The organism is Micromonospora sp. NPDC048040, from assembly GCF_055587185.1.
The window spans coordinates 100,022-123,500 of sequence record NZ_JBVJGT010000012.1; the positions used below are offsets into that span (position 1 = coordinate 100,022).

The 23,479-nt window shown below is 73.9% G+C and carries 18 protein-coding genes; 8 read left to right on the top strand and 10 right to left on the bottom strand.

Annotation, left to right across the window (positions count from 1 at the left end):
- Positions 1–305: 305 nt before the first annotated feature.
- Positions 306–2,063 carry a CDP-glycerol glycerophosphotransferase family protein gene (locus ACZ6O2_RS15170; RefSeq protein WP_350706502.1) on the top strand — a complete coding sequence of 586 codons (1,758 nt, stop codon included), beginning with the start codon at positions 306–308 and terminating at the stop codon, positions 2,061–2,063.
- 65 nt (positions 2,064–2,128) lie between these two features.
- Here the strand turns inward: ACZ6O2_RS15170 and ACZ6O2_RS15175 are convergent, their stop codons facing one another.
- Both ACZ6O2_RS15175 and ACZ6O2_RS15180 read right to left on the bottom strand, forming a co-directional pair.
- Positions 2,129–2,674, bottom strand: a complete 546-nt coding sequence (locus tag ACZ6O2_RS15175) for an acyltransferase (protein ID WP_466023242.1) — start codon at positions 2,672–2,674, stop codon at positions 2,129–2,131.
- Positions 2,675–2,839: 165 nt separating this feature from the next.
- A complete protein-coding gene (locus ACZ6O2_RS15180; protein WP_350706498.1) occupies positions 2,840–3,178 on the bottom strand; it encodes a DUF952 domain-containing protein in 339 nt (112 codons plus the stop codon).
- Positions 3,179–3,404: 226 nt separating this feature from the next.
- Here ACZ6O2_RS15180 and ACZ6O2_RS15185 point away from each other — a divergent pair, with 226 nt between their 5' ends.
- Together ACZ6O2_RS15185 and ACZ6O2_RS15190 are read left to right on the top strand one after the other, a co-directional pair.
- Positions 3,405–4,061: a response regulator transcription factor gene (locus tag ACZ6O2_RS15185; RefSeq protein WP_350706496.1), complete on the top strand. Its 657-nt coding sequence runs from the start codon at positions 3,405–3,407 to the stop codon at positions 4,059–4,061.
- 6 nt (positions 4,062–4,067) lie between these two features.
- On the top strand, positions 4,068–5,564 hold the full coding sequence (locus ACZ6O2_RS15190; protein ID WP_350706494.1) for a sensor histidine kinase: 1,497 nt from the start codon (positions 4,068–4,070) through the stop codon (positions 5,562–5,564).
- A 41-nt stretch (positions 5,565–5,605) separates the two neighbouring features.
- On the opposite strand, the gene ACZ6O2_RS15195 is transcribed toward ACZ6O2_RS15190, so the two are convergent.
- The 4 genes from ACZ6O2_RS15195 to ACZ6O2_RS15210 form a co-directional block, all read right to left on the bottom strand.
- Entirely contained in the window at positions 5,606–6,574 is a 969-nt protein-coding gene (locus tag ACZ6O2_RS15195) for a TAXI family TRAP transporter solute-binding subunit (RefSeq protein WP_466023280.1), read from the bottom strand.
- A 224-nt stretch (positions 6,575–6,798) separates the two neighbouring features.
- The gene (locus tag ACZ6O2_RS15200) at positions 6,799–7,473 is read right to left on the bottom strand and encodes a hypothetical protein (RefSeq protein WP_350706492.1); all 675 of its coding nucleotides are present in this window, start codon (positions 7,471–7,473) and stop codon (positions 6,799–6,801) included.
- Between the two features lie 101 nt (positions 7,474–7,574).
- The gene (gene yaaA / locus ACZ6O2_RS15205; RefSeq protein WP_466023243.1) at positions 7,575–8,372 is read right to left on the bottom strand and encodes a peroxide stress protein YaaA; all 798 of its coding nucleotides are present in this window, start codon (positions 8,370–8,372) and stop codon (positions 7,575–7,577) included.
- A gap of 61 nt (positions 8,373–8,433) precedes the next feature.
- The gene (locus ACZ6O2_RS15210; protein ID WP_466023244.1) at positions 8,434–10,053 is read right to left on the bottom strand and encodes a hypothetical protein; all 1,620 of its coding nucleotides are present in this window, start codon (positions 10,051–10,053) and stop codon (positions 8,434–8,436) included.
- 136 nt (positions 10,054–10,189) lie between these two features.
- On the opposite strand from ACZ6O2_RS15210, the gene ACZ6O2_RS15215 reads away from it, so the two are divergent.
- Positions 10,190–11,230 (top strand): App1 family protein, encoded by a 1,041-nt coding sequence (locus tag ACZ6O2_RS15215; protein ID WP_466023245.1) that lies wholly within the window; start codon positions 10,190–10,192, stop codon positions 11,228–11,230.
- A gap of 34 nt (positions 11,231–11,264) precedes the next feature.
- Here the strand turns inward: ACZ6O2_RS15215 and glgB are convergent, their stop codons facing one another.
- Genes glgB through glgA form a run of 3 tightly spaced genes read right to left on the bottom strand, consistent with a single transcriptional unit; the run spans position 11,265 to position 16,698 of the window.
- Positions 11,265–13,367 (bottom strand): 1,4-alpha-glucan branching protein GlgB, encoded by a 2,103-nt coding sequence (glgB, locus tag ACZ6O2_RS15220; RefSeq protein WP_466023246.1) that lies wholly within the window; start codon positions 13,365–13,367, stop codon positions 11,265–11,267.
- Complete coding sequence (locus tag ACZ6O2_RS15225) at positions 13,355–15,451, bottom strand: alpha-1,4-glucan--maltose-1-phosphate maltosyltransferase (protein ID WP_466023247.1); 2,097 nt, start codon at positions 15,449–15,451, stop codon at positions 13,355–13,357. The genes glgB and ACZ6O2_RS15225 overlap by 13 nt, the downstream gene beginning before the upstream one ends.
- A 38-nt stretch (positions 15,452–15,489) precedes the next feature.
- Entirely contained in the window at positions 15,490–16,698 is a 1,209-nt protein-coding gene (gene glgA, locus ACZ6O2_RS15230) for a glycogen synthase (RefSeq protein ID WP_350706481.1), read from the bottom strand.
- A gap of 71 nt (positions 16,699–16,769) precedes the next feature.
- Here glgA and glgC point away from each other — a divergent pair, with 71 nt between their 5' ends.
- Both glgC and pgm read left to right on the top strand, forming a co-directional pair.
- A complete protein-coding gene (gene glgC, locus ACZ6O2_RS15235; protein WP_350706479.1) occupies positions 16,770–18,002 on the top strand; it encodes a glucose-1-phosphate adenylyltransferase in 1,233 nt (410 codons plus the stop codon).
- A complete protein-coding gene (gene pgm, locus ACZ6O2_RS15240; RefSeq protein ID WP_466023248.1) occupies positions 17,999–19,645 on the top strand; it encodes a phosphoglucomutase (alpha-D-glucose-1,6-bisphosphate-dependent) in 1,647 nt (548 codons plus the stop codon). Before glgC ends, pgm begins: the two co-directional genes overlap by 4 nt.
- Positions 19,646–19,831: 186 nt before the next feature.
- Here pgm and ACZ6O2_RS15245 read toward each other — a convergent pair whose 3' ends face one another.
- Positions 19,832–20,761 carry an NAD(+)/NADH kinase gene (locus ACZ6O2_RS15245; RefSeq protein WP_466023249.1) on the bottom strand — a complete coding sequence of 310 codons (930 nt, stop codon included), beginning with the start codon at positions 20,759–20,761 and terminating at the stop codon, positions 19,832–19,834.
- Between the two features lie 262 nt (positions 20,762–21,023).
- Between ACZ6O2_RS15245 and ACZ6O2_RS15250 the strand changes: the two genes are divergently transcribed.
- Positions 21,024–21,968, top strand: a complete 945-nt coding sequence (locus ACZ6O2_RS15250) for an NAD-dependent epimerase/dehydratase family protein (RefSeq protein WP_466023250.1) — start codon at positions 21,024–21,026, stop codon at positions 21,966–21,968.
- Complete coding sequence (locus ACZ6O2_RS15255; protein ID WP_466023251.1) at positions 21,968–23,449, top strand: lipopolysaccharide biosynthesis protein; 1,482 nt, start codon at positions 21,968–21,970, stop codon at positions 23,447–23,449. The genes ACZ6O2_RS15250 and ACZ6O2_RS15255 overlap by 1 nt, the downstream gene beginning before the upstream one ends.
- Positions 23,450–23,479: the final 30 nt, after the last annotated feature.

Consider the following 23,479-nt stretch of genomic DNA (forward strand, 5'->3'; position numbering starts at 1 on the left):
TGGCGACTGTGGCCCGGAGGGACCAAATCGTCCCGGTGTGGCGGTACCCGAGCGATACCGGCGCGTTCCTTCGCGTTAAGGTCACACCGGCGTGGTGGCGGGTGGCCGCGGGCGCCGGTGCCGTCGCTGGTCAGCGACGATGGACGGACAGGCGGGTCGCCGCGACCGCTGTCCCGTCCCGTCGCGTTCCGTCGGGGCGCGCCGGTGGCGTCCGGGCGCCGACGGTCGCCGAAGCGGGGAACGCTGCCGTCACGGCGCCAGTGACGGTCGGTGAGCCAGTCGTCGATCTCGTAGGGAGCTAGTCCTTGTTCGGCAAGTTGATGGGACCGGCGGGAGTCGCCGCCCGCGGCGCGCTGCTGCTGCTGGCCTACCTGGTGATGCTCGCCGCCGGCGCGCTCGGTTGGATCGGCGCCTTCGCCGTCGCCGGGCTGGCCGCGCTCGCCGGCGAGTACGCGCTCGCCCGCTGGTCGCCCGCCACACACACGCTGCTCGATAAGGTCGGCCTGCGGGGCGACTACCGGCAGCTCGCCCGCGACCTCGCGGTCGTCCTGCTGGTGGTCGCCGAGGTCCGGCCGAGCGCGTGGGAACTCAGCCTGGTCCTGGTGCTGCCGTCGACAGTCTGGCTGATCTCGGTCTTCGCCGGCGCGCTCGCCACGATGATCGACCGGCGCAACCCCCTGTCGGCGCTGGTGCGCAACATCGAGCTCGGCCCGATGCGGGCCGCGCCCCGCCCGCCGGACTGGGCGGCCTGGCTCGCCGGCGACCGGCTGGCCCTGGTCAACGTGGTGCTGGCGCCGGCCGCCGTGTTCGCGGCGGTGCTCGACAACGCCGCCCCGGTGATCGGCGCGGGAGTGGTGGCGGTGTTCGCCGCCGCGCTGGTGGGCGGGATCGTCGCGCTGACCTGGCTGCGCGGGCGCGGGATGGGCCAGAGCCCGCTGCTGCCCGCCGTCCAGCGCTGGCTGGACAGCTACCGGCCGGAGGTGGCCCTCTACTTCGCGGGGCCGGCGAAGGACGTCTACCAGGCCAACATGTGGCTCGCCCCGACCGAGGCGCTCGACCAGCGCGGCGTGGTGCTGCTGCGCAACAAGGAGGCGTTCCTCGAGCTGGCCGACACCCGGCTGCCGGTGATCTGCGTGCCGGCCGGCGTGGACTTCATGAACCTCGAACTGGGCAGCGTGCGCGCCGCGCTCTACGCCGCGAACGTCGGCGCGAACATCCACATGCTCCGCGAGCCCGGCATGAAGCACGTCTTCGTCGGGCACGGCGACAGCGACAAGCAGGCCAGCGTCAACCCGTACAGCAAGGTGTACGACGAGGTGTGGGTCGCCGGCCTCGCCGGGCGCGAGCGGTACGCCCGCGCCGGGGTGGGCGTGCTCGACTCCGACATCGTCGAGATCGGACGGCCGCAGCTCGCCGGGGTGCACACGTTCGGCGCGGAGTCGGTCGACCGGCCGTTCACGGTGCTCTACGCCCCGACCTGGGAGGGGTGGCTGGACGACGACCCGTACCACACCTCGCTGGTGCTGATGGGGGAGCGGATCGTCAAGGGGCTGCTGGCCACCGTGCCGGCGGTCCGGCTCATCTACAAGCCGCACCCGCTGACCGGCTCCCGCGCCAAGGAGGCGAAGACGGTGCACGAGCGGATCGTGCAGCGGATCCGCGCGGCGGGCGGTGACCCGGACGCGACCTCCCTGGACGGCACGCGGCACCTCGTGGTCACCGGCCGGACGCCGGCGCTGTTCGACTGCTTCAACCAGACCGACCTGCTGATCAGCGACGTGTCCAGTGTGGTCTCGGACTTCGTCCAGAGCCAGCGGCCGTACGTGGTGGCGAACCCGGGCGGCCTGCCGGAGGACGAGTTCCGCCGGGAGTACCCGACGTCGCGGGCGGCGTACCTGCTCTCCCGGGACTGCGGCGAGCTGGAGAAGATCGTGTCCGTCACCCGGGCCGGCGACGACCCGATGACCGACGCCCGGCGGGAGCTGAAGACCTACCTGCTCGGCCCGGCCGAGGCGAACCCCATGGAGCGGTTCCGGGAGGAGATCGCGCGGCTCTGCCGCTGAGCACCGGCGCGTACGCGACGGCGGTGGACGGGAGCGCCCGTCCACCGCCGTTCTCGTCGGAGGGGTCAGCCCTGCCGCTGCGGCGGGGTGTCCACGTCCCGGGAGACGACCTCGCCCCGCTCGTCGACCCAGCCCTTCGGCCGCGCCGGGTTGCCCGCCACGAGCTGGTACGGCGCCACGTCCTTGGTCACCACGGAACCCGCCGCGATCATCGCGTACTCGCCCACCTCGATGCCGCAGACGAGGGTGGCGTTCGCGCCGATCGAGGCGCCCCGGCGGACCGTCGTCGGGGTGATCTTCCAGTCCGGGTTCTGCGCGCGGGGCCGGAAGTCGTTGGTGAAGACGGCGCACGGCCCGACGAACACCTCGTCCTCCAGGGTCACCCCCTGGTAGACGGAGACGTTGTTCTGGATCTTGACCAGGTCGCCGACCGTGACGCCGGCGTCGACGTACACGTTGCGGCCGATGACGCAGCCGGCGCCCACCTGGGCGGAGGACCGGATGTGGGCCAGGTGCCAGACCTTGGTGCCGTCGCCGACCCGGGCACCCTCCTCGACGTCGGCCGTCGGGTGGACGAAGACCGAGGGGGACGGGGAACTGCTGTCAGTCATCCTTCAACTCGCATGGGTCGCAGGGCGCGCCGGGCGCCGTCGGTGACCCGCGTTCGGCGTACGCCGGGAGGGGCGGCCGCCCGCGCGGGTCCGGGCTGCCGCGCCGGCCCCGGGCACGGAGAGTGAGGCCGGGGCGCGCGGACTCGGCGTAGCATATCGACCCGCTCAGCCCAGCAGCGCCGCCACGGCGTCGGCGACCGGCACGTCCGCCGGCAGGGCGTCGGCGGCCACCACCGCCGGCACCGGCAGCGGCCCGTAGATGTGGGGGAAGAGCGCGCCGCCGCGCGACGGTTCCCAGCGCAGCGCGTCGCCGAGCCGGGCCGGGTCCACGGTGAGCAGGGTCAGCCCGGTGGCGCCGGTGAAGTGCCGGCGGGCCGTCTCGACCACCTGGTCGGGCCCGGAGAGGTGGATGAACCCGGACTGCGCGTCCGTGGCGGTGCCGGCGAAGTGGCCCGCGGCCAGGGCGTCGTCCCACTCGACGGTGGTCAGCAGCTTGTAGATCACCCCGGCAGCCTACGCAGAACCGGCCCGGTTCTCGGCGGTACCGCCCGCGCCGCCGCTCTCGGTGCGGGTCTCCGGGCTCCGACCCGGGGCCCGCCGCCCGCTCCCGGCGGGGCCGGAGAGGTCCGGGCCGCCGTCCGCACGGCGGTCGCCGCGGGGCCTACCCTCCCGCTCCCGGCCGGCTTCTGCCACCATTCGGGGTCGACATACCGACGAATGGGGGCCCCGGGTGCGCATCCTGCTGGTCGAGGACGACCGTCGGGTGGCCGCCGCGCTCTCCTCCGCCCTCACCCGCCGGGGGTACGAGGTCGAGCACGCCGCGACCGTCGCCGCCGCCCTCTCCGCCGCCCCCTGCGACCTGGTGCTGCTCGACCTGACCCTGCCGGACGGGGACGGCACCGACCTGTGCCGTGAGCTGCGCCGGCGCAGCAGCCAGCTCGGCATCATCGCGGTGACCGCCCGGGGCGAGGAGCGGGACCGGGTGCTCGGCCTGCGGCTGGGCGCGGACGACTACGTGGTCAAGCCCTTCTCCATGACCGAGCTCCAGGCGCGCATCGAGGCGGTACTGCGCCGGGCGGCGCACACGGTGCCCGAGCGTAACCTGATCGAGGCCGGGCCCGTCCGCATCGACGTGGCCGCGCGGACGGTCGCCGTGGCCGGCCGGCCGGTGGCGCTGACCCGCAAGGAGTTCGACGTCCTGCTCTCCCTGGCCCGGCAGCCCGGGGTGGCGGTGCCCCGCGAGCGGATCCTGCTCGACGCCTGGGGCACCACCTGGGGCGACGGGCACACCGTCGAGGTGCACGTCGGCTCGCTGCGGGGCAAGCTGGGCGACCCCCGCCTGGTGGAGACCGTCCGTGGGGTCGGCTACCGGCTGCGCGGCGAGTGAGGCGCCGTGCGACGTCGGCTGGTGATCAGCTACCTGCTGCTGATGGTGCTGGTGCTGATCGCGCTGGAGACCCCGCTGGCGGCCACCCTGGCCACCCGGGAGACCGACCGGGTGCGCGCCGACCGGCTCGCCGACGCCACCCGGTTCGCCTCGCTGGCCGGCCCGGCGCTGCGCGGCGGGACCCCCGGCCCGCTCGACAACGAGCTGCGCAGCTACGACGACCTGTACGGGATCGGCGCGGCGGTGGTCGACCGGGACCGCCGGACGGTGGCGGCCTCCGAGAGTTGGCGGCCGGCGGCGGGGACCCGCGAGGCGCTGGACACCGCGCTCTCGGGCCAGCAGGCCAGTGGGCCGGAGTCGGTCTGGCCGTGGGTCGACCGGCCGATCGTGGTGGCGGTGCCGATCAACGACGGCGGTGAGGTGCTCGGGGCGGTGGTCACCGCCACCCCGACCGACTCGGTCCGGCGCGCGGTCACCGTCTGGTGGCTGGTGCTGGCCGGGACGGGGCTGCTCGCCGTCCTGGCCTGCGTGCTCACCGCGTTCGGGCTGGCCGGCTGGGTGCTGCGCCCGGTCACCGAGCTGGACGCGGTCACCCACGAGATCGCCGAGGGGGACCGCGGCGCCCGCGTACAGCACCGGCTCGGCCCGCCGGAGCTACGCCGGCTGGCGACCAGCTTCAACCACATGGCCGACGTCGTCTCCGACGTGATGGACCGGCAGCGCGCCTTCGTCGCGCACGCCAGCCACCAGCTGCGCAACCCGCTGACCGCGCTGCGCCTGCGGGTGGAGGAGCTGGGGCTGGGCCTGACCGACCCGGATGGCCAGGCCGAGCACCGGCTGGCCCTGGAGGAGACCGACCGGCTCGCCCTGGTGCTGGACGCGCTGCTGACCCTGGCCCGCGCCGAGCGGCGGGAGAACCAGCGGGTCACCGTCGACGCGGCGGCCGTGGCCGCGTCCCGGGTCGCCGCGTGGGAGCCGCTCGCCCGGCACCGGTCGGTCACCCTCCGGCTCGCGGCGGAGGACGCCCCGGCGTACGCCCGGACCGTGCCGACCGCCATCGACCAGGCCCTGGACGCGCTGATCGACAACGCCGTGAAGTTCAGCGGCGCCGGCGGGGCGGTGACGGTGACCGTGCGGCACCACGAGGGCGGGACGGCGCTGGAGGTCCGGGACACCGGCCCGGGCATGACGGAGAGCCAGCTCGGCCAGGCGACCGAGCGGTTCTGGCGGGCGCCGGAGGTGCAGAACGTCGACGGCGCCGGGCTGGGCCTCACCATCGTCGCCGTGCTGGTCGACGCCTCGGACGGGCGGCTCACCATGCGCCGGGGCGAGCCGCGCGGCCTGGTCGCCGGCCTCTGGTTCCCGGCCCCGACCCGGCCGGCGGCCCCGGCGGACCCGAGGGACCCGGCGGATCAGGCCGAGCCGGTCCCCGCCGGTGCTCCCGCACCGCCCGTCGGCGCGCCCGCCGCACCGGTCGGGCCGGGGCACGCCGTGACCGGGTGACGCCCCGCCCGGGCGACGTCGCCGGCGGTCGACCGCCAGGGTCAGGGCTTGGCGGCGCGGTACCAGCCGGCGGCGCCGGGGTGCAGCGGCAGCGGGGAGGTGGCGATGGCCGAGCGCGGGCTCATCCGGCCGGCGGCCGGATGAGCCGCGGCCAGCTCCTGCCGGCGTTCCATCAGCAGCCGGGTCACCTCCCGGACCAGCGCATCCGGCAGGTCGGCCCGGACGATCAGGAAGTTCGGGTTGGCCACGGTGGTGACCGGGTCGGTGCCGTACACCGAGCGGGGGACGTCCCGGGAGACGTAGACCTGGGGGTTGCTGCCGCGCAGCAGCTCGGTCCACTCGCCGAGGTCGACGATCCGGGTCGCGCTGTCGTCGGCGAGCTGCTTCACCGCGCTGACCGGCAGCCCGCCGGAGAAGAAGAACGCGTCGATCGTGCCGGCCCGCAGCGCCGCCACCGAGTCGTCGAGGCCGAGCCGCTCCCGGTGCACCCGGTCGCCGCCCAGGCGCGCCACCTCCAGCAGCCGGGAGGCGGTGATCTCGGTGCCGGACCCGGGGGCGCCCACGGAGACCCGCCGCCCACCCAGGTCGGCCAGCGTGCGGACCGGCCCGCCGGCGGTGGTGACCAGGTGCAGCAGGTCGTCGTAGACCCGGGCGACCGCGACGACCGACGGGTGCGTCGCCGGCGCGGCCGGCAGCACGTCGGCCTGGGTGAAACCCAGCTCGGCCTCGCCCGAGCCGACCAGCCGGACGTTCTCCGCCGAGGCGGCGGTCACCACCACGCTGGCCTCGACGTTCGGCATCTCCCGGTTGAGGATGTCGGCCAGCGACCGGCCGAAGGCGTGGTAGACCGCCGTCGGGCTGCCGGTCGCGATCCGGATCCGCACCGGCGGCTCGGGGGAGTCCTGGCAGCCGGCGAGGCCGGGCAGCGTCACCACCAGCAGCAGCGACAGCAGCGCCGCCGGACGACCGGGGCGCGGGCGGCCATGTCGGAACCAGGACGACGGGCGCACGGCGCGGGCGCGGCAGGACCGGGTTCGGCTCACGGGCTGCACTCTGCGCCGCGCGGGCCGTCACCGCAACCCGAGGCCCACCGGTCGGACTACGACCCCGGCGCCGGGTCGACGGTGAGGCTCAGTTCGCTGCGGTACGCGACCGAGGTCGGAACGGCGGTCCCGGGCGGTCCGCCGGTGCCCCGCCCGACGCGGTCCGCGCGGTGGTCGCGGTCATCCGGCCGTCATGCCGGCTCGGCCGCCCGGGCGGGCTCCAGCGCGGCGCTGTGCAGGATCCGCTCGCGGTCCGGGCCGTCGGCGACGCAGACCAGGAAGCACCCGGTGCCGGGGCGCAGCAGCGCCGGCACGTCCAGCAGAGCGGCCCCGCGCACCAGGACGGCGGCCAGTTCCCGGTCGGTGAGCCGGACGCCGAGGATGTGCCGGCGCACGTGCCGCCCCCCGGCGAGCAGGGCGGCCCGCCAGGCCGCCGCCGCCAGCCGGGGCCGCCACACCCGCCGCGCCGTCGACGCGCCGGGGACCAGGCCGCCCAGCAGCTCGCGCCGGCCCTGCCGCCAGCCGGCCTCCAGCGTCCGCGCGTACGCCGGCCGGTCCGCCGGGGGCACCGAGAGCCGGTGCAGCTCGTACCGGCGGCGTAGCCCGCCGACGGTCACCTCGTGCCCGATCGGGACGTCCAACCGGCCGAGCAGTTGCCGGAACCGTAGGGCGGCCTCCTCCCGGTTGAACTCGACGGTCGCCGGACGGTGGTGCGGCACCGGGCGGCGGGCGCCGGCGACGGCCGGCGGGGGCATGCAGCGCAGCAGGCAGGCGGCCTCGAACGCGTCGGCCAGGGTCAGCCAGTCCAGCGGCGGCGGGGTCGACGGGAGGCGCGGCCGGTCGAGCAAAATCGGTTCGGGAGCCAACTCAGGCACTCCTTGTCGGCGTCGGGGTCCCCCTACCGTGGCCCGAAGACGCCGACGGGGAAACCGATCCGCCCCAGCCTTGAGGAAATCTTGCGGCAGCCCTACAGCTCGGTGACGACCAGGTCGACCTGGCGTGGCCGGTGGGACGGCCCGGGCTGCTCCAGCACTGTGTACTTCAGGTCGCGCAGCGCCGCCACCAGCCCGTCGGCCGAGCGCGGCCGGGCGCCCGCGGTCAGCAGGTCCCGCACCAGCCGACCCTTGGTCGCCTTGTTGAAGTGGCTCACCACCGACCGGACGGGCACGCCGTCGACCTCCCGCTCGTGCAGCACCCGGACCGTCACGGTGCGGGCGGCCACCTCGCCGCGGGGCGCCCAGGTGGCCGCGTACGCGCCGGAGCGCAGGTCGAGCACCGGCCCGGCGCCGGCTGCGGCGTCCATCGCCGGCGCGAGGGCCCGCCGCCAGTACGCCGACAGCGCGCCCACCCCCGGCAGCCGCGCCCCGATCGGGCAGCGGTAGGGCGGGATGCGGTCGGTGAGTCGCACCGCGCCCCAGAGGCCCGAGCTGATCAGCACCGACCGGCGGGCCGCCCGCTGCGCGGCCGGCGGGAGCGAGGCGAGGTCGAGCGCCTCGTAGAGCACGCCGGTGTAGAGCCGGTCGGCGGGGGCGGTGGCCGCCACCCGCAGCCGGGCGTTGCGCCGCAGCTCGCCGCGCTGGCCCTCGCTGAGCCCCAACGCCGCCCGGGCCGCCTCCTCGTCGCCGCCGTCACTGAGCGCCACCAGCGCGGCCAGCACCTCCTCCCGGGCGCCGGTCAGCTCCGGCAGGGAGAGGCGGGCGAGGTCCAGCCGCCGGCCGGTGCCGGCATCAGCCTTCCCCTCGGAGGGCGGCAGCAGGATGAGCATGGGTGACTCCTCGCCTCGGCGCGGCGCCCGCGCGCCGGCCCGGCCAGCGTACGGCCCGTCCCTACCGCCACGGCCGCACCGGAGTCTCCGGGTGGTACACGCGATAGCCGCCCACCTCGGCGAGCAGCGCCGCGTCGGCCCGGTCGCCGAGCAGCCGGCGCAGCCGCCGCTCCGCCGCCGAGTCGACCGCGAGCACGTACCCGGGCCGGTCGGCCCGCCCCACCTGCCGCCAGTACGCGGAATAGCGGTTCTGCCCCGGGGTGAGTTCGCCGTCGAGCACCGCGCACACCACCGACTCGTCGGTGTTGAAGATCAGCCGGTTGCAGGTCCAGTAGTCCCCGTACACCTCGTGGGGGCCGCCCGCGCGGAGCCGGTCGGCCAGCTCGCGGGCCTGCCGCTCCTCGACCCGGGACGCCTCGGTGCCGGTGGCGGCGAACTGCACGGTGACCACCAGCATGGTCGCGGTCAGCGCGGCGAGCACGGCGGTGGCGAGCGCCCCGCCCAACCGGCCGAGCGCCCCGACCGTGCCCCGCCAACAGGCGACCGAGGCCAGCCAGAGCGGCCACAGCACCGCCGGCAGGGAGAGCTGGAGGACCGACAGGTACCGGGCGTTGTCCAGCGGGCTGGTGGCGGCCAGCGGGCTGCGCACGTACGACAGCAGGGTCAGCGCCGCGCCCACGACCAGCGCGAGGTGCACCACCGGGCCGACCCGGCGGCCGGGCGGGGTGCCCGCGGCCCGGCGGTACGCGACCACGGCGAGCGCGGCGGCGACCACCAGCAGCAGCGGGTAGAGCAGGCCGAACCACCCCTGCCAGCGGGAGCAGCCGTCCACCGGGCAGAGTCCGGTGGCGAGCGGCACCCCCTCCAGCAGCCCGCCGTCGAGCCGCCGGCTCCACGGCGGCGTCGGCCCGGCCCGGGTGCTGACCTCGCGCAACACCGACAGCGAGTCCTCGCCGGGCGGAGCGACCAGGTTGTCCCGGATCATCGGCGCGATCCCGACGGCGAACCCCGCCAGCAGCAGCACCCCGGCCCAGCCGAGCAGCTCCCGGCGGGCCACCCAGAGCAGCGCCAGCGCGGCCACCCCCAGGTAGGGCAGGATCAGCCAGTCCGACCAGGCGGCCACCCCGGCGAGCAGGCCGAAGAGCCCGACGGCCAGCCGGCGGTGCCGCACGGTGGCCCGGGCGAGTCCCACCACGACCAGCAGCATCAGCAGCACGGCGACCTTGACCTCCGGCCGGCCGCCGACCACGGTCAACTGGTCCCGGACCACCCGCTCCCCGCCGAGGGCGAGCAGCCCGACGACGAAGGCGGCGAACCAGGGCGAGCAGATCCGTCGGGTCAGCCGGTGGATCAGCCAGAGGAAGACGGCGTAGAGCAACAGCAGCGGCAGGCGCAGCAGCGGCCAGCTCGGCCCGGCGACCGCGATCAGCGGCGCCGCCAGGTAGGACTCCAGCACGCCCATGTAGCGCTGGCCGTAGAGGAAGACGGGCAGCTCGCGGCCCTGCGCGATGTGCATCGCGGCCAGCCCGAAGGTGGCCTCGTCGCTGTTGGAGACGGGCACCGTGTGCAGGGTCAGCACCAGCCGGTAGCCGACCCCGGCGAGCCCGAACAGCAGCGCGACGAGCGCCGGCCGGTCGAGCTGCGGACGCCACCGCCCACGCCTGTGTACTGGTTGCGACACGACCAACGCCCCCGTCGTCGTCCCGACCGGAGTGTTACACGCCGCCGGGGCCGGGCGGGGCGGTTCGGCGCAGCCGGCGGCCGGCGAAGATCGCCTCGCGTGGCCGAGGTCGTCGGGTTGTGGCAGGGTTGCTGACGTGCCACCCACTCCCGCCGGCCAGTTGGCCGTACCGAACCTGCACCGGGCCGCGCGGATCGAGGACGCCGTGCACGCGCTGGTCGAGCGTCGGCTGCGGCGTACCGGCTGGCGGACCAACATCATCGCGTACGCCGGCTACGGCACGCCCGGTTGGGTACGGGTGATGTGCCGGGTGCTGCTGGGGCGGCCGGACACCCGCCAGCGGGGCCGGCTGGAGAAGGTCCGTGGCTGGCGCAGTTTCACCACCCTGCCGGCCAAGCACGTGACGGTGACCGTCGAGGCCGGCGGGGTGCGCCACGAGGCGCATGCCGACCGCAGCGGCTTCGTCGACACCGTGGTCGATGCGGACCTGCCGCCGGGGTGGGGCGCGGTGCGGATCAGCCTGCCGGACGCCGAGCCGGTCGAGGCGCCCGTGCGCATCCTCGACCCGGAGGTGCGCTTCGGCATCCTCTCCGACATCGACGACACGGTCATGGTGACCGCGCTGCCCCGCCCGCTGCTCGCGGCCTGGAACACCTTCGTCCTCGACGAGCACGCCCGGACGGCGGTGCCCGGCATGGCGGTGCTCTACGAGCGGCTGGCCACCGCGCACCCCGGTGCGCCGGTCTTCTACCTGTCGACCGGCGCCTGGAACGTCGCGCCGACGCTGACCCGGTTCCTGTCCCGGCACCTCTACCCGGCCGGGCCGCTGCTGCTGACCGACTGGGGGCCGACCGCGGACCGCTGGTTCCGCAGCGGCCGGGAGCACAAGCGGGTCACCCTGGCCCGGCTGGCGAAGGAGTTCCCCGACGTGAAGTGGCTGCTGGTCGGCGACGACGGGCAGCACGACCCGGAGATCTACCGCGAGTTCGCGGCCGCCCACCCGCAGAACGTGGCGGGGGTGGCGATCCGCCGGCTCTCGCCCACCCAGGCGGTGCTGGCCGGTAGCCTGCCCGCCCCGGCCGGCAGCTCCTCGGCGGGGCCGGTGGGGCAGAAGTGGCTCTCCGCGCCCGACGGCGCCGGCCTGTGGAAGCTGCTGCGCGACGCCGGCCTGGTCTGATTCCCGGTCGGCGACCCGCGCCGGGGCCGGGCGCTCAGTCGTGGCGGAGCCAGAGCACGCCGAGCGGCGGCACCTGGAGCGCGGCGGACGCCGGCAGGCCGTGCCACGGCACGTCCTCGGCGTGCACCTCGCCCAGGTTGCCGACCCCCGACCCGCCGTAGTGGTGGGAGTCGGTGTTGAGCACCTCCGCCCAGGCGCCGCCGGCGGGCAGCCCGATGCGGTAGTCCGGCAGCGGCCGGGCGGAGAAGTTCGCCACGCAGACCAGGGTCGCGCCGTCGGGGGCGATCCGCACGAACGAGACGGTGTTGTTGGCGACGTCGTCCGCGGCGATCCACCGGAACCCGGCCGGGTCCGTGTCCTGTGCCCACAGTGCGGGGGTGTCCCGGTAGACGCGGTTCAGGTCGCCGACGAGGCGCTGCACGCCGGCGCGGGCCGGGTCGTGCAGCAGGTGCCAGTCGAGCCCGCGCTCCTCGCTCCACTCCCGGTCGTCGGCCAGCTCGCAGCCCATGAAGAGCAGTTGCTTGCCCGGGTGCGCCCACATGTACGCCAGCAGGGCGCGGACGGTGGCCAGCCGCTGCCAGGTGTCGCCGGGCATCTTGCCCGCGAGGGAACCCTTGCCGTGCACCACCTCGTCGTGGCTGATCGGCAGTACGTAGTTCTCGCTCCAGGCGTACGCCAGGGAGAAGGTGAGCTGGTGGTGGTGATGCTGCCGGTAGATCGGGTCCTTCGAGGTGTAGAGCAGGGTGTCGTGCATCCAGCCCATGTTCCACTTGAAACCGAAGCCGAGCCCGCCGGCGTCGGTGGAGCGGGTGACCCCCGGCCAGGCGGTGGACTCCTCGGCGATCATCACCACCCCGGCGTGGTGCTTGTAGACCGTCGCGTTCACCTCCTGCATGAACGCGATCGCCTCCAGGTTCTCCCGCCCGCCGTACCGGTTCGGGACCCACTGCCCCTCGGGGCGGGAGTAGTCCAGGTAGAGCATCGAGGCCACCGCGTCGACCCGCAGCCCGTCGACGTGGAACTGCTCGCACCAGTAGAGCGCGTTGGCGACCAGGAAGTTGCGCACCTCGCGGCGGCCGAAGTCGAAGACGTACGTGCCCCAGTCGGGGTGCTCGCCCCGGCGCGGGTCGGGGTGCTCGTAGAGGGGGGTGCCGTCGAAGCGGGCGAGGGCCCACTCGTCCTTGGGGAAGTGCGCCGGCACCCAGTCCAGGAGCACGCCGACGCCGGCGGCGTGCAGCCGGTCCACCAGGTAGCGGAAGTCGTCCGGGTCGCCGAACCGGGACGTCGGCGCGAAGTAGCCGGTGACCTGGTAGCCCCAGGAGCCGCCGAACGGGTGCTCCATCACGGGCAGGAACTCCACGTGCGTGAAGCCCAGCCCGGTGACGTACGCGGTCAGCTCCTCGGCCAGCTCCCGGTAGTCCAGCCCGGGCCGCCAGGAGCCCAGGTGCACCTCGTAGACGCTCATCGGCTCCTGGTGCGGCTGCCGGCGGGCCCGCCGCTCCAGCCAGGCGGCGTCGCCCCACTCGTACGTGGACCGGTGCACCACCGACGCGGTGGCCGGCGGCACCTCGGCGTACGCCGCCAGGGGGTCGGCCTTGTCCCGCCAGTGCCCGTCGGCGCCGAGGATCCGGTACTTGTAGCGGGCGCCGGCCGAGGCGCCCGGGACGAAGACCTCCCACACCCCGCTGGCGCCGAGCGAGCGCATCGGCCAGCCGTCGTCCGGGGCCCAGCCGGTGAAGTCGCCGACGACCCGGACGCCACGCGCGTTCGGCGCCCAGACGGCGAACGCGACGCCCTCGTCGAGGACCCGCGCGCCGAGCGCCTCCCAGAGCCGCTCGTGCCGGCCCTCGCCGATCAGGTGCAGGTCCAGTTCGCCGACGGTGGGCGGGTGGCGGTACGGGTCGTCGTGCACCCGGCCGTCGACCTCGATCCGGTAGTCGAGCACCTCGCCCGGCACCGTGGCCTCGAACACGCCGACGTCGTGCACCCGACGCATCGGGTGCCGCCGGCCGTCGACGAGGACGGCGACGTCGGCGGCGCCCCGGCGCATCGTGCGGACGACCGTCCGCCCGTCGGCCGGGTGCGCGCCGAGGACGGCGTGCGGGTCGTGCGTCGCGCCGGCGATCAACTCGTCCATCGGGGGTCGTCCTCCTGCCCGGGAACGGTGGGGGCGGTGCCGCCCGAGAGGTCGTCGGGAACGTTCTCGACGGTCAGGCCCTGCGCCGCCAGCGCCCCTGCCGCCGGGCCGGCCGGCGGAGCGGGCCGCCGCACGGTCAGCACGTGCGCGGGTTGCAGGTACGGGTCGAGCCGCACCGCGTTGTGCTGCCCCCAGTCGTAACTGGCGCCGGTCAGCTCGTCGTGCACCGTGAACCGGTCGTGCCAGTCGAAGCCGAGCGCCGGCATGTCCAGCGTGGTGTTGCCCCACTGCACGCCCTGCGCGTCGAACGAGCAGACCACGACGACCGTGTTGCCGGTGTCCGGGTCGTGTTTGGACCAGCAGAGCAGCGCCGGGTTGTCGATCTCGTGGAAGACGAGGTTGCGGAGCTGGTGCAGGGCCGGGTTCTCCCGGCGTACCCGGTTGAGGGTGGCGACGAACGGCGCCAGGGAGCGGCCCTGCGCCTGCGCGCCCGTCCAGTCCCTCGGGCGCAGCTCGTACTTCTCGCTGTCGAGGTACTCCTCGGCGCCGGGGCGGGCCACGTGCTCGAACAGCTCGTAGCCGGCGTACATGCCCCAGGAGGGGGAGAGCAGCGCGGCCAGCACCGCCCGGATCTTGAACATGGGCGGGCCGCCGTGCTGCAACGAGGAGTGCAGGATGTCCGGCGTGTTCGGCCAGAAGTTGGGTCGCATGTGGTCGGCCGCCGCGACCAGCTCCTCGCAGTACGCCCGCATCTCGGCCGCCGAGGTGCGCCACGTGAAGTACGTGTACGACTGGGTGAAGCCGATCTTGCCCAGGCCGTGCATGATCGCCGGCCGGGCGAACGCCTCGGCGAGGAAGAGCACGTCCGGGTCGACCTTCTTCACCTCGCCGATCAGCCAGTGCCAGAAGTCGACCGGCTTCGTGTGCGGGTTGTCCACCCGGAAGATCCGGATGCCCTCGCCCACCCAGTGCAGCACCACCCGCAGGATCTCCGCCCGGATGCCCTCCGGGTCGTTGTCGAAGTTCAGCGGGTAGATGTCCTGGTACTTCTTCGGCGGGTTCTCCGCGTACGCGATGCTGCCGTCGGCCCGTGCGGTGAACCACTCCGGGTGCTCCGTCACCCACGGGTGGTCCGGCGCGCACTGCAACGCCAGGTCCATCGCCACCTCCAGGCCCTGCTCGGCGGCGGCGGCGACGAAGTCCCGGAAGTCCTCCGGCGTACCCAGGTCGGGGTGGATGGCGTCGTGGCCGCCCTCGGCGGCGCCGATCGCCCACGGCGAGCCGACGTCGTCCGGGCCCGCGGTGAGCGAGTTGTTGCGGCCCTTGCGGTTGACCCGGCCGATCGGGTGGATCGGCGGCAGGTAGAGCACGTCGAAGCCCATCGCGGCGACGCCGGGCAGGCGCTCGGTGGCGGTGGCGAACGTGCCGGAGCGGGCCGGCGCGTCGACGGTGGCCGGGACGGCCCCCTCGGAGCGGGGGAAGAACTCGTACCAGGCGGAGAAGAGCGCGCGGGGGCGGTCCACCCAGAGCCGGTGCTCCTCGCCGGTGGTGACCAGCTCCCGGACCGGGTGCTCCCAGAGCAGGCCGGCCAGCTCCAGCGCCGGGGCGACCCGCCGGGGCAACGGCAGCCGGTCGTCGCGCAGCGCCGCCACCGCCGCCGACACCCGGTCGACGTCGCCCGCCGGCACCAGCGCGGCGGCGGCCGTCAGCACCCGGGCGCCCTCGGCGAGGTCGTTGGCCAGCTCCGCCGGCCCCTGGCCGGCGGCGAGCTTCTTGGTGACCGCGTTCTGCCAGGTCAGGTAGGGATCGTGGAACGCCTCGACGGTGAACACCCACTCGCCGACCGCGTCCGGGCGGATGACCGCGTGCCAGCGGTCCTGGCCGGGCTCGCCGGGGCGCATCCGGGTGAACGGCCGGGCCCGCCCGTCGGGGCCCAGCCACACCACGTTGCAGCCGAGCGCGTCGTGCCCCTCTCGGTAGGCGCGGGCCGACACCGGCACGGGCTCGCCCACCACCGCCTTGGCCGGGTAGCGACCGCAGGAGACGACGGGGGAGACGTCTTCGATCGGAAACCGTCCAGTCACCCCGCCAACCTACTGCGCGAGATCGATTCCCGCGCGGCTCAGCCGGCGGCGCCCACCGACCGGTACACCTCCAGCGTCCGCCGCGCCACGGCGTCCCAGGAGAACTGCTCGACGGCCCGGCGCCGGCCGGCGAGCCCGAACTCCGTGGCGCGCCCCGGGTCGGCCAGCACCTCGTTGACCCTGGTCGCGAGGTCGGCGACGAAGCGGCCCGGGTCCAGCGGCCGGCCGGAGCCGTCGGCGGCCTGCTCGATCGGCACCAGCAGCCCGGTCCCGCCGTCGGCGACCACCTCCGGGATGCCGCCGGTCGCGGTGGCCACCACCGCCGTCTCGCAGGCCATCGCCTCCAGGTTCACGATGCCCATCGGCTCGTAGACCGACGGGCAGACGAAGACCGTGGCGTGCGTGAGCACCTGGATCACCTCGTGCTTGGGCAGCATCTCGGCGATCCAGACGACGCCCGAGCGGCCCGCCCGCAGCTCGGCCACCAGGCCCTCCACCTCGGCGGCGATCTCCGGGGTGTCCGGCGCCCCGGCGAGCAGCACCAGCTGGGCGTCGGCGGGCAGGTCGCGCGCCGCGCGCAGCAGGTAGGGCAGCCCCTTCTGCCGGGTGATCCGCCCGACGTACACCACGCTCGGGCGGGCCGGGTCGATGCCGAGCCGGTCCACCACGTCGGTGCCGTGGTCCGGGGAGTACTCGTCGGTGTCGATGCCGTTGTAGACCACCCGGACCCGGTCCGGGTCCACCGCCGGGTAGGCGGTCAGCACGTCGCGCCGCATCCCCTCGCTGACCGCGATGACCGCGTCGGCGGCCTCGAAGGCCGTGCGCTCGCACCAGGACGAGAGCGCGTAGCCGCCGCCGAGCTGCTCGGCCTTCCACGGCCGCAGCGGCTCCAGGCTGTGCGCGGTCACCACGTGCGGCACGCCGTGCAGCAGCTTCGCGGTGTGCCCGGCCAGGTTGGCGTACCAGGTGTGGCTGTGCACCACGTCGGTGCCGGCGCACGCCGCCGCCATCTCCAGATCCACGCCCATCGTCCGCAGCGCGGCGTTCGCGCCGCCCAGGCCCGCCGGTTCGGCGTACGCGGTGACGCCCGGCTCGGTGCGCGGCGCGCCGAAGCAGTGCACCCGCACGTCGGCGAGCCGGCGCAGCTCCCGGGCCAGGTACTCCACGTGCACCCCGGCGCCGCCGTACACCTCGGGCGGGTACTCCCGGGTCAGCAGGTCGACGCGAAGGTGCGCGGATTCCGTCATCCACCGCACCCTAGTGCAGAAGTGTGCCCGTACGAGTGGTGAAGTCCGCGGCGGATGGTTAGCGTCTGAACATGGCTGCCAAGGTGCTCGCGATCGTCCTGGCCGGCGGAGAGGGCAAGCGCCTGATGCCGCTCACCACGGACCGGGCCAAGCCGGCCGTCCCGTTCGGCGGGATGTACCGCATGGTCGACTTCGTCCTCTCCAACCTGGCGAACGCCGGCTATCTCAAGATCGTCGTGCTGACCCAGTACAAGTCGCACTCGCTGGACCGGCACATCACGAAGACGTGGCGGATGTCGACGCTGCTCGGCAACTACGTCACCCCCGTGCCGGCGCAGCAGCGGCGCGGCCCCTGGTGGTTCGCCGGCTCCGCCGACGCGATCTACCAGAGCTTCAACCTGATCAACGACGAGCAGCCGGACCACGTGATCGTCTTCGGCGCCGACCACATCTACCGGATGGACCCGCGGCAGATGGTGGAGGACCACATCGCCTCCGGCGCCGGGGTCACCGTGGCCGGCATCCGGCAGCCGCTGTCGACGGCCGACCAGTTCGGCGTGATCGAGGTCGGCGAGGACGGCCGGCGGATCCGGGCGTTCCGCGAGAAGCCCACCGACGCGGTCGGCCTGCCCGACGCCCCCGACCAGATCTACGCCTCGATGGGCAACTACGTCTTCAGCACGAAGGCGCTCTGCGAGGCGGTCGAGCGCGACGCGGAGGACAAGACCAGCAAGCACGACATGGGCGGCAGCATCATCCCGATGCTGGTCGAGCGGGGCGAGGCCAACGTCTACGACTTCCGCGACAACGAGGTGCCGGGCAGCACCGACCGGGACCGCGGCTACTGGCGCGACGTGGGGACGCTCGACTCCTTCTACGACGCCCACATGGATCTGATCAACGTGCACCCGGTGTTCAACCTCTACAACTTCGAGTGGCCGATCTACACGGAGCAGCCGCCGTACCCGCCGGCGAAGTTCGTGCACCAGTGGGGCGAGCGGGTCGGCCGGGCGGTCGGCTCGATGGTCTCGCCCGGCGCGGTGATCTCCGGCTCGCTCGTGGAGAACTCGGTCGTGTCGCCGAAGGTGAAGGTGCACTCCTGGGCCCACGTGGACGGCGCGGTGCTGATGGAGGGGGTGGACATCGGCCGCCACGCGGTGGTCCGCCGGGCGATCCTCGACAAGAACGTGGTCGTGCCCGAGGGAGCCGAGATCGGCGTCGACCTGGAGAAGGACCGGCAGCGCTACACCGTCTCCGACAACGGCATCGTGGTGATCGGCAAGGGACAGAAGGTGGAACCGTGAGCAGTCATCCCCGGGCCGGCAAGCCCGCCCAGCCCGCCGACCTGGTCGACGTGCCGCGGCTGGTGACCGCCTACTACGCCGAGCACCCCGACCCGCAGGACCCGGCGCAGCAGGTCTCCTTCGGCACGTCCGGGCACCGCGGGTCGAGCCTGCGCAACGCGTTCAACTCCGACCACATCCTCGCGGTCACCCAGGCGCTCTGCGACTACCGCCGGGAGCGGGGCCTGGACGGCCCGCTGTTCGTCGGCCGCGACACCCACGCCCTCTCCGCCCCGGCCGCGGTGGACGCGCTGGAGGTGCTCGCCGCCAACGAGGTCACCGTGCTGCTGGACAGCCGGGACGGCTACACGCCCACCCCGGCGGTGTCGCACGCCATCCTCACCCACAACCGGGGGCGCACCAGCGGGCTGGCCGACGGCATCGTGATCACCCCGTCGCACAACCCGCCCGACGACGGCGGCTTCAAGTACAACCCGACCCACGGCGGGCCGGCGGACACCGACGTCACGAAGTGGATCCAGGACCGGGCCAACGCCATCCTGGCCGACGGGCTGAAGGAGGTCCGCCGGATCCCCCACGCGCGGGCCCGCGCCGCCGACACCACCGGGTCGTACGACTTCCTCGCCGGCTACGTCGACGACCTGCCGGCGGCGATCGACGTCGACGCGATCCGCGACGCCGGGGTGCGCATCGGCGCGGACCCGCTCGGCGGGGCGAGCGTCGCCTACTGGGGCGAGATCGCCGAGCGGCACCGGCTGGACCTGACCGTGGTCAACCCGGCCGTCGACCCCACCTGGCGGTTCATGACCCTGGACGGGGACGGCAAGATCCGGATGGACTGCTCGTCGCCGAACGCGATGGCCTCGCTGATCGCGGCCCGCGCCGACTACCAGGTCTCCACCGGCAACGACGCCGACGCCGACCGGCACGGCATCGTCACCCCCGACGGCGGCCTGATGAACCCCAACCACTACCTCACCGTGGCGATCGCCCACCTGTTCCGCACCCGGACGAACTGGGGTCCGGCCGCCGCGGTCGGCAAGACCCTGGTCTCCTCCTCGATGATCGACCGGGTCGCCGCCGACCTGGGCCGCCCGCTGCTGGAGGTGCCGGTCGGCTTCAAGTGGTTCGTCCCCGGGCTGCTCGACGGCGCGGTCGGCTTCGGCGGCGAGGAGAGCGCCGGCGCGTCGTTCCTGCGTCGCGACGGGGGCACCTGGACCACCGACAAGGACGGCATCCTGCTCTGCCTCCTCGCCGCCGAGATCATCGCCACCACCGGCCGTACGCCGAGCCAGCACTGGACGGAGCTGGCCGAGCGCTTCGGCGCGCCCGCGTACGCCCGGATCGACGCGCCGGCGAGCCGGGAGCAGAAGGCCGTGCTCGGCAAGCTCTCGCCGGAGCAGGTGACCGCCACCGAGCTGGCCGGCGAGCCGATCACCGCGACCCTCACCGCCGCGCCGGGCAACGGCGCGCCGATCGGTGGGCTCAAGGTCACCACCGACTCCGGCTGGTTCGCCGCCCGGCCGTCGGGTACGGAGGACGTCTACAAGATCTACGCCGAGTCCTTCCAGGGGCCGAAGCACCTGGAACGCATCCAGCAGGAGGCGAAGGACTTGGTCACCGAGGTGCTCAAGCGGGCCTGAGTACTCCTGCCCACACGCCTTGGCGTTCGGGCATGCCGGCCGTCCTCCGCTGTCGAGCTGCCCTCACAGACGGGGCAGCGACCGCTCCGGCTTGGTCCCGTAAAGGGGCAGCTCGACAGCGTTCCACCAGTCACGTCACGGCCGCTGGCCGCGCACCCGCCAAAGCCCTGGCCGGGACGCGACCGGTCAGCGGGGCGGCGGCAACTCGCGGCGGTTGAGCTGCTCGCGGAGGCCCTTCGGCAGCAGTTCGCGGAGCTGGTCGGGGAGCAGCGGCAGGTCCAGCAGGCTCAGCTTCAGCTGGTTGCGTTCCTGGTAGCGGCGCGGATCCAGGCGGACGACCAGGCCCGCGTCGGGCCGGTAGCGCACCTGCACGACGCCCTCCGTCGCGGCGTCGCGGATCACCAGGCCGTCCACCTCCACCGCCACCGGCCCGGAGCCCTCGCGCAGCTCCAGGTGGATCGTCTCGTCGGGGGAGAGCACCACCGCGCGGGAGATGCCGGCCATCGGAGCGGACGGGGTCACCAACACGGCGTCGGTGGCCGGGGAGACCAGCGGGCCGCCGGCGGCGTAGCTGTATGCGGTGGAGCCGGTGGGGGTACTGACCACCAGCGCGTCGCAGCGGTAGTACCCGTACTGCTGCCCGTCGACCGCGAGGGAGGCGTCGACGAAGCCGGAGCCGGGTTGGCGGATCAGCGCCACGTCGTTGAACGCGACGAGGTCGTCGCCGCACACGTCGCAGGCCAGGCAGCTGTGGCTCTCCACCGTGAAGTCGTGCGCCACCAACCGGTCCAGCGCCGTCGGCAGGTCCGGCGGCTCCACCTCGACCAGGAAGCCGAGCTTGCCGACGTGTACGCCGAGCACCGGTTTCGGGTCGTGGACGGCCGAACGCAACGCGCCGAGCATGGTCCCGTCCCCGCCGATGGCGATCAGCGCGTCCGACCGGACGGCCACCTCGCCCACCGGCAGCGGCTCGACGGCTGCCGGCACCCGGTGCCGGTCCTCCGCGCGTACGGCCAGGGACATCCGGTGCCGGGCGGCCCATTTCACGATGGTGTCGACCACCGCGGAGACGTCCCGGGTGGGATGCAGCACCAGCCCGAGCAGGCTCCGGTCCATGCGTACACCTCATCACATCCCGCAGTGTCCGGACGGGCGTACCGGTAGGTGCGCCGGCGCTCGGAGACCGTCGGCGCACCCCGCGTCCGACCGGCTGCGGGGCCTACTTCCTGCGCGGTATATGCCTTCAAGTGCCGTTGTGGGGCTTTCGCGTCACGGGTGGGGGTTCCGGTCGTTGTAGAGACGGGCGGGGGCCCGGAAGGGCCCGGTACGCCGTGCCCACGCGTAGGTGGCGCGTCGGGCGGAACCACGAGGAGGATCCTTGAAGATCGTCGTTACCGGTGGCGCCGGTTTCATCGGGTCCAACCTGGTACGCGCGCTCGCCGACGCGCCGCGGGTCGGCGAGATCGTGGTGGTGGACGACCTCTCCACCGGATCGCTGGACAACCTTCTCGACCTGCCCGTCCGCCTGTTCACCGGCACCATCCTCGACCCCGACCTGCTCGACGAGGCGGTGAGCGGGGCCGCCAGCGTCGTCCACCTCGGCGCCCTCGGCTCGGTGCCCCGCTCGATCGACGACCCGCTGCGCAGCCACCACGCCAACGCCACCGGCACCCTCAGCGTGCTGGAGGCGGTCCGGCGCCACCGGGTGCCGCACGTCGTGGTCGCCTCGTCGTCCTCCGTGTACGGCGTCAACCCCGTCCTGCCCCGGCAGGAGACCCTGCGACCGATGCCGGTGAGCCCGTACGCGGTCTCCAAGCTCGCGACCGAGGCATACACGCTCGCCTACGCCTCCTGCTATGGCATCGAGGTGCTGCCGTTCCGCTTCTTCAACGTCTACGGGCCCCGGCAGGCCGCCAACCACGCGTACGCCGCCGTGGTGCCGCGATTCGTCTCCGCGGCGCTGCAGGGCCGGCCGCTTCAGGTGCACGGCGACGGCACCCAGACCCGCGACTTCACCTACGTCGGCAGCGTCACCGACGTGATCGTCGACGCGGTTCTGCGGCGCGTCTCCGCCTCGGACGTGGTGAACCTCGCCTTCGGCGCGCGAATCTCGCTACTGGAGCTGATCGCCGAGTTGGAGGACGTGCTCGGCCGCAGGCTCGACGTGGAGCACGGCCCGGCCCGAGCTGGCGACGTGCGGCACTCCGACGCTGACAACCGGGTGCTGCGGACGCTCTTCCCCGACGTCACGCCGGTGCCGCGTGCCCAGGCGCTGCGGGCGACGGTGAAGTGGTACGAGACCCGCGCGGAGCAGCCGGTCTGATGACCGACCGGCAACCGGCCGCCAGCCAAGGTCCGGCGACCCTGGTCGAGGGCGTCCCGAGTTCGGCGGCGGGAGACGCTGTCGCAGCAGCACCGGATACCCCGCGCACGGGGGATGCGTCGTGGCAGGCCGGCCGGTCCCGCAACCGGGCCCTGGCCACGGGCATCGCCTCGTCCCTCGGGGGCAAGGCGGTGGGCCTGGCGGCGCCGCTGCTGATCACCCCGGTCGCCTTCGACTACCTCGGTGCCCAGCGGTACGGCCTGTGGATGGCGGTCACCTCGCTGACCAGCATGGCGCTTTTCGCCGACTTCGGGCTCGGCAACGGCCTGCTCACCCGGCTCGCCCGGCTGCACGCCACCAACGACCGGCGGGCGGCGGCGCGGGAGATCGCCAGCGCGTACGCGATGCTCGGCGCGTTGGCCGCCGGCCTGCTGGCGGTCCTGGTGGCCACCGTGCGGGTGGTTCCGTGGCCCGCGTTGCTGAACGTCACCGATCCGGCGGTCGCCCGCGACACTCGCGCGGTGGTGCTGCTCTGTTTCGGCGCGTTCCTGGTCAACATCCCGTTGGGGCTCATCCAGCGGATCCAGTACGCCCACCAGCAGGTCGCGCAGAGCAACCTCTGGCAGGCCGGCGGCAGCGTCGTCTCGGTCGGGCTGGTCTTCGCGGCGGTCGCCGCCGACGTCGGTCCCGTCCCGGTGGTCGGCGCCGCCGTGCTCGCCGTCCCGCTGGTGAACTACCTCAACGCGCTGTGCTGGTTCCGGGGGAAGGGACGGGCGTTGCGCCCCCGCTCCGTCGACGTCCGTGGGGCGACCATGGGCGCCCTCCTTCGGTTGGGCGTGAGGTTCTTCGTGCTCTCCGTGCTGACGTCCATGGCGCTCAACGTCGATCCGTTTCTGGTCGCTCGGCTCCTGAGTCTGGAAGCGGCCGCGAACTACGCTGTTGTGCTGCGCATGTTCAGTGTGTTGTCGCTCTTCGTGACGCTGGTTAACTTGCCGCTCTGGCCAGCCAACGGCGAGGCGCTGGCAAGGGGAGACCTTGCCTGGGTGCGTCGCAGCACCCGTGTGATGACCCTCCTCTCGGTTACTGCCGTCGCGCTCCCGGCGGCAGGGCTCGTGGTGTTCGGCGACGATGTACTTCGCTTCTGGGTGCGATCGGCGGAAACGCCGACGACGTCGGTGACCATGTTCGCCGCGCTCGCCGGGTGGTCGGTGCTGGTGGCCTCGTCGTCGCCGATGTTCATGGTGCAAAACAGCGTCGGCCTGCTAGGTCCGCAGTTCGTAGGCTGGGCCAGCTTCCTGGTGGCGTCACTTGCGCTCAAGGTCGCCCTGGCCGGTCAGCTCGGCCTGGCGGGTGTCGCTCTCGCTGGGGCGTTCGCGTACGCGTTGACGGTGCTACCGGCGGCCCTGGTCGGTTACCGCAAGTCACTCGCCGTGGTTGCGGCCCGGAGTGACGGGAAGGGTGGGGATGTACCGCTCCGCTGACGTGACGATCAGAGTCGTCATACGCACCAT